Origin of the sequence: Cronbergia sp. UHCC 0137 (assembly GCF_034932285.1) — a bacterium.
Classification (GTDB): domain Bacteria; phylum Cyanobacteriota; class Cyanobacteriia; order Cyanobacteriales; family Nostocaceae; genus Cronbergia.
In genome coordinates this window covers 53650-65716 of the sequence record NZ_JAYGHC010000028.1, presented here as the reverse complement: position 1 = coordinate 65716, position 12067 = coordinate 53650, and the positions used below count along the sequence as shown (strand labels likewise).

The 12067-nt window shown below is 39.6% G+C and carries 19 protein-coding genes; 13 read left to right on the top strand and 6 right to left on the bottom strand.

Going from position 1 to position 12067, the window contains the following annotated elements; all coding sequences use genetic code 11:
• Positions 1 to 237: 237 nt before the first annotated feature.
• Positions 238 to 717, top strand: a complete 480-nt coding sequence (locus VB711_RS15845; RefSeq protein WP_323287101.1) for a type II toxin-antitoxin system VapC family toxin — start codon at positions 238 to 240, stop codon at positions 715 to 717.
• Positions 714 to 890 carry a hypothetical protein gene (locus VB711_RS15840; protein ID WP_323287100.1) on the top strand — a complete coding sequence of 59 codons (177 nt, stop codon included), beginning with the start codon at positions 714 to 716 and terminating at the stop codon, positions 888 to 890. The genes VB711_RS15845 and VB711_RS15840 overlap by 4 nt, the downstream gene beginning before the upstream one ends.
• A 153-nt stretch (positions 891 to 1043) precedes the next feature.
• Here VB711_RS15840 and VB711_RS15835 read toward each other — a convergent pair whose 3' ends face one another.
• The 3 genes from VB711_RS15835 to VB711_RS15825 form a co-directional block, all read right to left on the bottom strand.
• Positions 1044 to 1307, bottom strand: coding sequence for a hypothetical protein (locus VB711_RS15835; protein WP_323287099.1), 264 nt, complete (start codon positions 1305 to 1307; stop codon positions 1044 to 1046).
• 223 nt (positions 1308 to 1530) lie between these two features.
• Positions 1531 to 1935, bottom strand: a complete 405-nt coding sequence (locus tag VB711_RS15830; RefSeq protein ID WP_323287098.1) for a type II toxin-antitoxin system VapC family toxin — start codon at positions 1933 to 1935, stop codon at positions 1531 to 1533.
• 7 nt (positions 1936 to 1942) lie between these two features.
• Complete coding sequence (locus VB711_RS15825) at positions 1943 to 2239, bottom strand: hypothetical protein (RefSeq protein ID WP_323287096.1); 297 nt, start codon at positions 2237 to 2239, stop codon at positions 1943 to 1945.
• 430 nt (positions 2240 to 2669) lie between these two features.
• Between VB711_RS15825 and VB711_RS15820 the strand changes: the two genes are divergently transcribed.
• From VB711_RS15820 to rnc, 6 genes are all read left to right on the top strand, one after another.
• Entirely contained in the window at positions 2670 to 2930 is a 261-nt protein-coding gene (locus tag VB711_RS15820) for a hypothetical protein (protein ID WP_323287095.1), read from the top strand.
• A complete protein-coding gene (locus VB711_RS15815; RefSeq protein WP_323287094.1) occupies positions 2911 to 3318 on the top strand; it encodes a type II toxin-antitoxin system VapC family toxin in 408 nt (135 codons plus the stop codon). Before VB711_RS15820 ends, VB711_RS15815 begins: the two co-directional genes overlap by 20 nt.
• Before the next feature lie 280 nt (positions 3319 to 3598).
• Entirely contained in the window at positions 3599 to 3817 is a 219-nt protein-coding gene (locus VB711_RS15810; protein WP_323287093.1) for a hypothetical protein, read from the top strand.
• Between the two features lie 379 nt (positions 3818 to 4196).
• Entirely contained in the window at positions 4197 to 5414 is a 1218-nt protein-coding gene (locus tag VB711_RS15805) for an AAA family ATPase (protein ID WP_323287092.1), read from the top strand.
• Positions 5408 to 6139 carry a DUF4276 family protein gene (locus tag VB711_RS15800; RefSeq protein ID WP_323287091.1) on the top strand — a complete coding sequence of 244 codons (732 nt, stop codon included), beginning with the start codon at positions 5408 to 5410 and terminating at the stop codon, positions 6137 to 6139. The genes VB711_RS15805 and VB711_RS15800 overlap by 7 nt, the downstream gene beginning before the upstream one ends.
• Positions 6140 to 6367: 228 nt before the next feature.
• A complete protein-coding gene (gene rnc, locus VB711_RS15795) occupies positions 6368 to 7615 on the top strand; it encodes a ribonuclease III (RefSeq protein WP_323287090.1) in 1248 nt (415 codons plus the stop codon).
• Here the strand turns inward: rnc and VB711_RS15790 are convergent.
• Positions 7612 to 7761 (bottom strand): hypothetical protein, encoded by a 150-nt coding sequence (locus tag VB711_RS15790; protein WP_323287089.1) that lies wholly within the window; start codon positions 7759 to 7761, stop codon positions 7612 to 7614. The two genes, rnc and VB711_RS15790, sit on opposite strands and share 4 nt — an antisense overlap.
• Positions 7762 to 7837: 76 nt before the next feature.
• Here VB711_RS15790 and VB711_RS15785 point away from each other — a divergent pair, with 76 nt between their 5' ends.
• The 3 genes from VB711_RS15785 (at position 7838) to VB711_RS15775 (ending at position 8840) form a co-directional block, all read left to right on the top strand.
• Entirely contained in the window at positions 7838 to 8062 is a 225-nt protein-coding gene (locus tag VB711_RS15785) for an addiction module protein (RefSeq protein WP_323287088.1), read from the top strand.
• 80 nt (positions 8063 to 8142) lie between these two features.
• Complete coding sequence (locus VB711_RS15780) at positions 8143 to 8355, top strand: type II toxin-antitoxin system RelE/ParE family toxin (RefSeq protein WP_323287115.1); 213 nt, start codon at positions 8143 to 8145, stop codon at positions 8353 to 8355.
• A gap of 161 nt (positions 8356 to 8516) precedes the next feature.
• Positions 8517 to 8840, top strand: a complete 324-nt coding sequence (locus VB711_RS15775; RefSeq protein ID WP_323287087.1) for a type II toxin-antitoxin system HicB family antitoxin — start codon at positions 8517 to 8519, stop codon at positions 8838 to 8840.
• Here the strand turns inward: VB711_RS15775 and VB711_RS15770 are convergent.
• Positions 8789 to 10048, bottom strand: a complete 1260-nt coding sequence (locus VB711_RS15770) for an FGGY-family carbohydrate kinase (RefSeq protein WP_323287085.1) — start codon at positions 10046 to 10048, stop codon at positions 8789 to 8791. The genes VB711_RS15775 and VB711_RS15770 overlap by 52 nt on opposite strands.
• A 161-nt stretch (positions 10049 to 10209) precedes the next feature.
• Here VB711_RS15770 and psaM point away from each other — a divergent pair, with 161 nt between their 5' ends.
• Complete coding sequence (gene psaM / locus VB711_RS15765) at positions 10210 to 10305, top strand: photosystem I reaction center subunit XII (RefSeq protein ID WP_323287084.1); 96 nt, start codon at positions 10210 to 10212, stop codon at positions 10303 to 10305.
• Positions 10306 to 10632: 327 nt separating this feature from the next.
• The gene (locus VB711_RS15760) at positions 10633 to 11037 is read left to right on the top strand and encodes a hypothetical protein (RefSeq protein WP_323287083.1); all 405 of its coding nucleotides are present in this window, start codon (positions 10633 to 10635) and stop codon (positions 11035 to 11037) included.
• Positions 11038 to 11171: 134 nt separating this feature from the next.
• Here VB711_RS15760 and VB711_RS15755 read toward each other — a convergent pair whose 3' ends face one another.
• On the bottom strand, positions 11172 to 11873 hold the full coding sequence (locus VB711_RS15755) for a tetratricopeptide repeat protein (RefSeq protein ID WP_323287082.1): 702 nt from the start codon (positions 11871 to 11873) through the stop codon (positions 11172 to 11174).
• Positions 11874 to 12067 lie beyond the last annotated feature (194 nt).

The window sequence follows — 12067 nt, the reverse complement described above, 5'->3', positions numbered from 1 at the left end:
TTGATGAAGTGCGATAGCGAAGCTGACCGTTCACGTAGTGTCTCCGATAGGAGAAGGTATCGCTTGTTGGTTGGTTGATGAAGTGCGATCGCGCGTTGGATGTGAGTGGTGATCTTGTAGTGCGATCGCAGACGATAATTTATATTAGATTCTGGTTGCCATTGAAGCTATAATAATTGAAATAGTGATTAGTCAGTCTTCAAGCGTACAGAGTGTAGTGGCTATCTAACAACCCCAATGACACGGCAAATTTATATTGAAACTTCTGTTGTTAGTTACCTAACCTCCCGTGAGAGTAGTGACATCATCAAGTCAGCCTGCCAACAGATTACAAAACTCTGGTGGAATAATGATCGTCTAAATACGATATCTTACATCTCACCTTATGTTATCAAGGAAGTCAGTGCTGGTGATCCACAGGCTGCATCAGAACGGATAGAAACACTACGCAATATTCCGCTTCTACCAATTACCCCTGAGATTCCTGAACTAGCAGAATTTCTCCTACTCGGTGGAGGTCTTCCTCCTAAAGCAAAGATTGACGCTTTACATATCGCTTGTGCCGCTTATCATGAACTTGATATTTTATTGACATGGAACTGTACCCACATTGCAAATCCATCACAATTACCCGTAATAAGAGGTTTGTGTTCTGCTAAGGGATACAAACTACCAGAGCTAGTAACACCTTTTGAGTTAATGGGAGTTTTACCATGAATACAATTTCAATATGGCATGATGACATTATTTCTGAAATTCATGCGATCCGTCAGTTGCTTGCCAAAGAATATAACAATGATCTTTATGTTTACTCTCAAGCAGCAACATCTCATTGTCTATCTTTAGGGTTTCAGTTTGTGGCAAGTCCCCGTCGGCATCCTCTTCAATAAAAATGTGCGTATTGCAGAATTGTCGGGATTTTCGTCATGCCCCAATCAGTAACATAAACCTTTTGGGGATTTAGTGCGATCTCTTGTCGGTTGGTTGATGAAGTGCGATCGCTCGTAGGTTGGTTGATCAAGTGCGATCGGTTGTGGGTTAGATTAATAAGTGCGATCGTTTGTTGGTTGGTTGATGAAGTGCGATCGCTTGTCGGTTGGTTGATGAAGTGCGATCGCTCGTAGGTTGGTTGATGAAGTGCGATCGCTCGTAGGTTGGTTGATGAAGTGCGATCGCGTTCGCGTAGCGTCTCGAAGAGATAGCTGACCGTTCACGTAGTGTCTTGTAGAGAAGGTATCGCTCGTCGGTTGGTTGATGAAGTGCGATCGCGTTCGCGTAGCGTCTCGAAGAGATAGCTGACCGTTCACGTAGTGTCTTGTAGAGAAGGTATCGCTTGTTGGGTAGTGTTAGGAAGTGCGATCGCGCAAGCGCTGTTTCTTGGGTGCCCGGAGGGCTTTTGTCAGTTCGCTTGTCGGTTGGTTGATGAAGTGCGAGTTCGCCACTTACACCCCTGACCAAATGCGAAAAACCCAATAACAGCTTAACCCAACCTACAGTTTTAAATACATCAGCCAAAAAATAATTTAATCATCATAATTCTACCCAATTCTCTAAACTTAAACCCTCAACTCTGGACAAATCACTATCATTAGAAACCACAATTAAATCTTTAAGAATAGCAGTAGCAGCGATTAAAACATCTTCAGTTTGAATTGGTAAACCTCTTAATCTCAAATTAGCATGAATTTGGGCAGCTTTTTCTAAAATTGCCAAATCATCTAAGAAAATAATCGGATATTCTTGACAAAATTCCTCAAATCTTGCCCTTTGTTTTGGTGCATCAACCGCTAAAAAACCTCGCCTAATTTCAAAATAGGTGATACAACTAATAAAAATATTTTCTTCCTTAGACTCACTAATTGTAATCTTGTGAAGAATTTGGGAATTTTGTTTGAGTGCTAAAGAAACAATATTAGTATCTAATAAATAATTCATAAATTTTCTATTTTCTTTTAATTGCATCATCAAAAATTGCCATTTGTTCAGGAGTAAAATCCTCTCCTATTTTAGCCAAAAGGTGTAGAGCCATGATACCACTACAACGCTTTTTAAGACTTTCTTCTGATATCTGACTAAATTCTTCCAAAGTAAAGTTTTCTTTAAATACTTTTACTAAAGATTGAACCATTTTCGTATAATTTAGATCCTCTTTAAATAAAGGACGTTCTTCCATTAAAATAGCAACAACATTCTCAATTCTTTTAATTATTGATTCTTGTTTCATATCAGTTGATAACATAATTATTACCTCAATAAATAATCTTTATGTCCATTATATCAAGTTTGTAAACTTTTGGAAATTATCTATACTAACACTTTTGAATCACCAATGAGTCCGCAAAAGTTTGTAGCGACTGTCTTGAATGTCAAGCGATAGCGTTCACGTAGTGTTCCGCAGGAAAGCGCTCCGCTCCGAATCGCTCACAGTTTAAACTGATAGAGTGCGATCGCGTTCGCGTAGCGTCTCGAAGAGATAGCTGACCGTTCACGTAGTGTCTCCGATAGGAGAAGGTATCGCTTGTCGGTTGGGTTGTTCGAGTGCGATGGTGTGGGAAGAGTGCGATATTGTGATATTTTGGTTTTGAGTTGGGGCGATCTATTAGGAGCATCTCAGATTAAAATGAGTATAAATACTTGTAAAACTTTGTAGATAGTAAGAGGATTGGTAGATGAATAATTCAGATTTAAGAACTAAAGTCCTGGAAGAAATTCAGCATATTCCAGAAGATCAATTAGATGACTTATATCAATTAGTTCATTCATTTCTCCTCAATACCATATCCAATCATGTACCTCAAAATCTCATGAAATTTGCGGGTTGCTGGAATGATATACCTAATGAAATTTACACTGAATGGGTAGAGGATATCTCTGTTCGCCGTCAGCAGGCATTTTCCCAGAGGCAAAATCGTGAAGCCAACTTTGATTGATACCGATATTTTGTCTATGTTTTTTCGAGGCAATGTCAACGTCGTCTCCCAATTTCAGGCATACCTATCTGAATATCAGCAAATCAACCTGAGCATCGTTACCTACTACGAAGTCCTCAGTGGATTAAAACACCGCGACGCACAAAAGCAACTCACACTGTTTCTTGACCCTGCTGCTCAAAATATAATCCTGCCCCTGACTGCACAATCCGTAAACCTCTCCGCCGACAGCTATGCCAAGCTCAGGCAGGATGGAACTCCTGTTGATGACATTGATCTTCTGATAGCGGGTGTTGCTCTTGCAAATAATCTCGTTCTTGTAACGCATAACCAACGCTATTTCAGCCGCATTAAAGCTCTGGAATTACAGGATTGGAGTCAACTTTAATTCTTTTTAATTGGACTGTTTTTAGAAAATGTCAGCAGTCACGGGGACTTTTATCATGCCACAATCAGTAACATAAACCTGTGGGGGATTTAGTGTTACAACACCTGATTACCAATAGTCGAGAGTGCGATAGCGCGATCGCTGACTTGTCAGTTCGCTCATAGGTTGGTTGATAAAGTGCGATAGCGAAGCGCTCCGTAGTGCGATCGCTATTTTACGCGATCTTGATGAGATAAGCGATAATTAAGGTGTGCGTCATGAAAGAAAAGTGGATTCCAATATGACTGAACGACTCGAACAGGTGATCGCCCGATTAAAAACCTTACCTACTGACAAGCAAGATGCGATCGCAACCCTAATTCTGGAAGAACTCGAAGATGATCAGCGATGGGATGATTCATTTGCTCATTCCCCAGATTTATTGGCGAAACTGGCAGCCGAAGCCATGGCAGAGTACCGAGCAGGTAAAACTCAAGAATTAGACCCAGAAACATTGTGAAATCTCGTACCACCACCCAGTTTCGTAAACTTGAGGAAGATGTTCAACACCTGCGGAGTCGGGGCTGGCTATGATTGTTGTCAGTTCGCTTGTTGAGAGTGATAGCGAAGCACTCCTGCAAGCAGATCACTCTTATTGCGTCAACAACAGCTACAATGGGAATTGCAAAAGCTCCAAGAAACCCAAACCAAACGGCGAGAAGATTTAACATGGGGATTAAACTCCAATCATCCAACAATTGAATTAGTTTAGAATAACCTAAGAGAGCGATCGCAAAAGATCAATAGTTGTTTATCAGGAAATGGATAGCTACATTAGAGTAAAGTCACCCAAAATATTAGCAAACAATCTAGTTTTATTTAATATTAGGATAAGGTAAATGGAAGGTAAAAGATTTATTCATAAAATTAAGTTACAAAACTTTCTCTCCTATGGAAGTGAAGGGGAAGAAATTGAATTACAACCTCTAAATGTGTTAATTGGACGTAATACTGCTGGGAAGTCTAATTTAATTGAAGCTATTAGTATTTTAAAAGCAACACCCACAGATTTACCAGCACCATTTCGTCAAGGTGGAGGTATTAATGAATTTTTATGGAAAGGTGAGGGAAGTAATTCTATAGCTAATATAGACGTTATATTAAATAATCCAATATTAAATAATCCAGAAAGACACAGAAACAATCTACATTACAAATTAAGCATAACAGAAGTAGGACAAAGATTAGAATTAGTAGATGAATTTCTGGAGAATGAACAAGCTTACGAAGGACAGGAAGATGTCTATTTTTATTATCGTTATCAAAATGGTCGTCCAGTTTTAAATATCAATAAACTCACGGAAGATAGTAAGAGATTTGAAAGAAATCTCCGCAGAGAAGATTTAATTTTAGATCAGTCAGTTTTATCTCAAAGAAAAGATCCTGATTTATATCCTGAACTTTCTTATGTAAGTACAGAATTTCATAAAATAGGTTTATATCGTCATTGGCAAATGGGACGAAATTCAGAACCAAGAAACGCCCAAAAAACTGATTTACCTGAACATCCTTTATTGGAAGATGGCAGTAATTTAGGTTTATGTTTAAACAATTTAAAATATAAATTGGGTCTTAGAAAAACTATTGAATATCTGGAAAAGTTTTATGAAGAAGCCGAGGACGTAGATGTAAGAATATATGGCGGTACTGTGCAAATATTTATTCGGGAAAAAGGGTTAATTCAACCAATTTCTGCAACTCGTTTATCTGATGGAACATTGCGATATTTGTTTTTAATGGCTTTACTTTTAGATCCGACTCCACCACCACTAATTTGTATTGAAGAACCAGAAATAGGTTTACATCCAGATATTTTACCAACAATTGCCGAAATGTTAATAGAAGCATCTCAGAGAACTCAATTAATTATCACAACTCATTCTGATGCTTTGGTTTCTGCGTTGAGTGAATATCCTGAATCTGTCGTAGTTTGTGAAAGAGATAATACAGGAACTCATTTGAGGAGACTTAAACCAGAAAAATTAAAAAAATGGTTGGAAAAATATACTCTTGGTGATCTTTGGAGAATAGGGGAAATTGGTGGAAATAGATGGTGAGTATTCGTATTTATATTGAGGGTGCTGGAAATGCCAATGATGATGAAGAACTGTTACCAATGCAACGTCCAGGTTTTAGAAGTAAAATTATTGCAGGGAAGGAAACTACAAGCAGTCTCCGTGAAGGTTTTAGCCAATTTTTTCAAGAATTAGTTGATATTGCTAAAGAACAAAAAATAGAGTTTAGGATAGTCATGTGCGGTTCTCGTGCAGATGCTTATGAAAATTTTAAATTGTCTTTAGAATCTAATCCTGAATATTTCAATATTTTATTAATTGATTCTGAATCTCCAATATCTCCTGATCAAAATTCTTGGGAACATCTGAGAAATAGAAAAGAAGATCAATCCTGGATTAGAGGTGATAACCTAGATTATGATGATGATCAATGTCATTTTATGGTTCAAGCAATGGAATCTTGGTTTATTGCTGATATTGATGCTTTAAAAAACTTTTATGGTGAAGGATTTAAAGAAGAAAAAATCACAAGAGGAATAAGAAATTACCAAAATATAGAACAGGTTTCTCCCAAAACTTTATTAGTATGGTTAGAGTCAGCAACTCGTAATTCTAAACATGGTAAATATGATAAAAAAACTCGTCGTCCACCTCACCATGCTGTGGAAATTTTAAAACGTCTTGATATCAATAGGGTTCGTCAAGCTTCTCCTTATTGCGATCGCTTATTTAATACTCTAAGCCATTTTGTAGGGTGTGTTACTTAACGCACATTTTATACTGCAACGCTACCGTCCCTCACCATTTTACGCCTTTGACGAAGTAGATATGTTTTTAGATGGGGCCTAGTTTAGAATAACCTAAGAGAGCGATCGCATTTTGAATAGGTTGTAATTCCCTCACAATCTGAATTATTTAGATAGAACCACCATAAAATCTGGGTATGATAGAAGTCAAGCTTCCCTCTTCTATTTCAGGAATCCTATTTGTAATCTGTGAAGTTAGTTACAACACATTTTGGAGAACTATCGATGGGAGTAAGTAATCAGGAGAGGATAGGAAAAGCTTTAGATTTTCTCCGGCAAGGTTTATTTTTCTACACTGAAACAAAGATGCAGGCAGTGCATGGCAGCAATTGGATGACAAAAGCTACCTCCCATTTGTCGAATCATAAAAAATCCAAACAGCAGGTAGATAAAATTATCCGCGAAGATGTATCTGCACTTTTAACGATAGTTAATAGAGAATGGGATAATGTATTCAGGAATAGCTTGAGTCAACCTGATCGGGCGCTTGTCAATGAGTTAATTGAAGTCCGAAATCAATGGGCGCACCAATCTACTTTTTCGACCGACGACACCTACCGAGCAGTGGATAGTGTGCTTAGGTTGCTCAGGTCTATATCATCACCCCAAGTAGCGGAGATGGAGAAGCAACGACAAGATGTTCTCCGTCTTTTAACTCAAGAGCAAGCAAGGCATGAAGTACGACCTATACCTGTTTCACCTGCTGAAGAATCTCGTATCCGAAACAGACTTGATGAGCTATTGAAACGTATTCCCTTTCAAAATGCTTATTTGCTGAATCAAGCTCTAACACACACTTCGTACAAATACGAGAATCCCAATACAGGTGAGGATAATGAACAGTTAGAGTTTATTGGAGATGCCCTACTCACATTTCTAAGCGGTGATTTTCTATATAAACGTAATCCAGATTTGAGAGAGGGTAAATTGACAATCCTGCGCTCAAATTTAGTTGATACACCTCAGTTGGCAAAGTTTGCTGCTGAGTTAGATATTGGGAAATGGATGCGACTTGGAAGGGGTGAGGATATTAGCGGAGGGCGTAGCAAGCCTTCGTTGCTATGTAATGTGTTTGAAGCGATTGTTGGTGCTTATTACCTTGATTCTGGTGTTGAAGCAGTACGTGACTTGGTTGATCCTTTTTTCGAGAAGGTCGTGAACGATCTACCCACTACTGAAGACTCGATCCCTAGTATTAGGGATGATGTGAAAGGTTGGTTACAACAAGTTGTTTTAGATAGTGGATTTGCTGGCAATCCTAGCCGTAGGCCTCCTGAATATAAGACTGAGCGTTCAGGTGGATCTGATAACAACCCAGAATTTATATCCGTGGTTTATGTTGCTGGAAGCGAGTATGGCCGTGGTAAGGACAGTAGTACAAGAAAAGCTGAAAAGCGTGCTGCGGAAGACGCACTACACAACCTTGGGTTGCTTTAACTAAAGAAGTGCGATCGCCTGATTACCAATAGTCGAGAGTGCGATCGCTCAAGCGCTGTTTCTTGGATGCCCGGAGGGCTTTTGTCAGTTCGCTCGTTGGGTGTTAGGAAATGCGATCGCTTTGTAACAAAACTAATTTTAAACACAATTAATTTTAATGTTTAGAACCCCGTCCGCTATATTTAAGATGTACTAAACACACCTCTGGCACTGCGTCACTGCATGAACATCACAACAACCTTAAATCAGATCATTACCCTAAGTATTCAAGAACGCATTCGGATTGTACAAGCCATCTTAGAGAGTATTGCGGCAGAACAAGATAATCCTGACCTCACAGACTTTCAGAAGCAAGAACTAGATCGTCGAATTGATGATTATGAAGCAAATCCTGACAACGTACTGAGTTGGGAAGAAGTTAAAGCCTCGGTTAAAGCACGAAAATGAATTATGCATTGGTGTTCCGCCCAGAAGTCCATAAAGAACTTGATGAGGCGTATAGTTAGTATGAAAGTCAGGAATTAGGACTGGGCGACGACCTTTTAGAGAAGATTCACGAAGCTCTAGATCGAATTTGTCAGATGCCAGAGTCTTACCCTACTGTTTATCGTGATGTTAGGCGGGTAGTAATACAACGCTTTCCGTATATTGTCTATTATCGTATTGTATCAAGCCGAGTGATAGTAACTGCTATCTTTCATGGGCATAGAAATCCGAAAGGGTGGCAGATGCGAACCTAACAAACAATATTGTGATTTGGGCGATCGCCTATCTTGCAAGGTGCATTAAGTAAAGATGATCCTACGAAAAAGCGCTAACACATCCTACGAAAAGGGTTACTGACTAATTAGCGAACAGTGATGTTATCATTTTCAGAGCAAGCTTTAGAGGATAAGACACGATGAAAAATCGCATCTTTACAGTTATTTTGTACAAAGAAGATGATGTTTACATTGCTGAATGTCCAGAAGTTGGCACAGTAGATCAAGGGGAAACGATTGAGCAGGCGATCGCTGGTTTGAAAGAAGCCACACGGCTTTACCTAGAGGAATTTCCCTTACCAGAAACATCTCCGAGTTTTGGGGATTTAGCGCGATCTTTTGTTGAGTGCGATCGCCTGATTACAAATAGTCGAGAGTGCGATCGCGTACAGCGCAACCTAGCGATCAAACTTTATTTACAGCCAGATGCTAAAACACCCATTGCTAAAAGCGCACTCCCATAAGCTGCTTCTGTATTAGTTGAACAAACTACAGAAACTTTTAAATATCTTTGACGAATAGCTGTCCAAGTGGAATTAGCTGCACCACCACCCGCAGTATAAACATTGGTTAATTTGTCTGCACCTAATTGTTGCAATAATTCATACCCCCGCGCCTCTATTCGTGCCATACTTTCTAATAAACCATGTAAAAACTCTTGGGGATCATCTGGACGCGGTTCTAATTTTGGCGGTAGGTGAGGATCATTGATCGGAAAGCGATCGCCCTCTTTCAATAAAGGATAATAATCTAATTCGCTCACCTGTGAACTATCAATTTCTTGACTCAACCTCACCAATTCATCGTCAGTAAAAAACTTCCTTAACACCGCACCCCCTGTATTAGAAGCCCCTCCAGTCAGCCACAAATCCCCTAAACGATGGCTGTAAATTCCCCATCGTGCATCTTCTACACGGGTACGACTCAAGAGTTTAAGCACCAAAGTTGAACCCAAGGAAGTCACTGCTTCCCCTGGTAATTTCGCCCCACTAGCCAAAAAAGCCGCGATACTATCTGTTGTCCCCGCACAGACTAGACAATCAGACCGAAAACCGAATTTTATCGCCATTTCTGGACGTAATTCTCTAATGGGAGTACCAGGGGTGACAACCTGGGGTAAATTAATCGGAATTTCTAACCTTTCTAACCATTCTGGATATTCCAACTTTTCTACGTCGTAACCTAGCTTTAAGGCGTTGTGATAATCGCTAATTCCTAATTTTCCATGTAACAGAAACCCCAACCAATCGGCTTGATGAAGTAAATAACTGGCTTCTGCAAAGGATGGTAATTCTTGCATCCAGAGGAGTTTGGCGAGGCTAGACGTTGCACTTAATACTGTATGATTTGCTGGTGCAACCTGGCTTAAACGCTCCACCATCCTTGATCCCCGTGCATCGTTGTACAATAGAGGCGCGTCTACAGGCCGACCAGTGGCATCTGTTAATAAAATTGTAGAAGAAGTTCCATTGATAGCGATCGCTCTAATTTCTCCCCTTAACTCCCCCGGAATTTGTGCTAGGAGCGTTAATAAAGCCTTTTCCCAGCAATTTAACCATTGACCACCAATTTCGTGAGGATAACGCCTCTCGTCTAATATAGTGGCATCATTATCAATCACTACAGCCCTTGCGCCAGACGTTCCAAAATCAATACCTAAATATAAATTCATCACTAATTCAAATCAAAGTAATGTTATCTCTTTTGCAAAACTTATAAAATATTGGTAATAAAGCCCCGTTAATGTTGCATTTTGTAACAACATATTCCCCAATCCTGGCAAAACAGTGAAAAGTAGTAAACGAAGAGTTTGACGTTAGGAGAGTTTTCAACATGAATATCTCAGATACTCAAGTGTACATTGCTTTAGTCGTGGCGCTGATTCCAGGAATCCTGGCTTGGCGTTTATCCACAGAACTTTACAAATAACCCGAAAATTTAGAGCGATCTAAATTAACGATCCTGGTATGACTGAGTGCAGTTTTTAGATTAGTGGTGCTTAAATGCTATCATTTATCTGATCACTGTGCTTAACTTTACCAGGATATTTTTTGGGAAAAAGTCATCTAACACCTATGGCTATTTCGCAGAAATGGAGTAATATGGCAGCTAAATCAATTCCCAATTAGCGCCAATACGTCGGGCGGAAGTAAAATATTATTCAAAATAGCTTTTGGCAATTTTGGATTCCGCAAAACGATAATAGTGTGCTGTTGACGGTTTTTCCCTTCAATCAGCGAGGCTCTTTTTATCATTATGAACGCGTTCCAACCATCCAGACCCCCGCTAGAACCAGTAGAACAACGCCAAGTTGTCACCCCAGTTGTACCCCGACCAAAACGGCATCTTCGCCAACTTTCTCACCGAGTTATGGCACTAGAAACTACAGCTAAGGTCGCTGTTAATTTAGTTATTGGAACAGCCGCAATATCGGCTTTAGGGCAGCTTTTGCCTTATCATTGGTCACAACAAGACAAGTTGCGAGAAATTCGGACAGAAGTGAAAGTAATGGAAGGAAGAGTCAATAATTTACGCACTGAATTTAGCCGTAATTTTGATCCCCATCAAGCTAAGGGCATTATGCAAGAAAAATCTTACCGATTTGAACCAAATAAGCGTCAGGTGGTGTTGATCAATCAAGAAGATTCACCAGGGGAATAGTAATTAGGAGGCAGGGGGCAGGGGGCAGGGGAAGCAGGGGAAGCAGGGGAAGCAGGGGAAGCAGGGGAAGAATAAATTTTTTATTACCCATCACCCATCACCCATCACCAATTACCAATTCCCTGTCTTGTTGACTACAACAACTCATGTAACCAAGTTTCCACTTGTAACCGTAAGTGATAATTAGAAATATCTTGACTTTGGTTGGAGGAAATTCGGCTGAGGGATCGGTTATAATCAGCGATCGCACAATTCCAATCACCCCACAAATGATAAGTCCGGCCACGTTCAGCCCAAATTTTACTCTCTAGTTGGTTAAATAGTAAAGCAGTTTCAAAATTTTCTATAGATTCTGCGTATTGACCCAAATCCCGTAAAGTCATACCTCTGTTAATCCATGCGCGAACATGACGAGGATTTAGATCCAATGCTTCGTCATAGTCTGCTAGTGCTGCTGTTAAATTGCCACAAGCAGCATAGTAATTAGCTCGATTATTGTAAGCACTAACTAATTGGGGATTAAGTCGTAGTGCTGTGTTATAATCGGTAATAGCTTTTTGAGGATTACCACTTTGAAAATAAATCAATCCCCGGTTACTGTAATGAACCGCATCATTAGGACGGATATTAATGAGTTGGGTTAAGAGAGCGATCGCTTCAGTATAATCACCTTTTTGAGCAAGCTTTAAAGCATAAGACCGTAAGTAAGTTTCCTTTCCACCCAATTGATTACTAGCCTTCACACCAGCTTTTTTGCTATACATATTATTTTTTCTAACAGTTTGACTATAGGGATATTGTTCATTACCAGAACCTATAAAGAAGTTATTATCCATTTTTTACTACCTGCTGTGTAAATTTGACTGATTTATAATTTTTTGACTTTCAGTGGATTGTCGTTGGGGCAAGGGAACAGGAAGAGAGTTTTGGGCGATTTTACTTTTCTTCACATACCTTTAATTTTTTCTGTTCATTTACTTAGGGCTTGGTGATAGCGTAGCGTGACGTTAGGCACATAAAGCTAAGACTG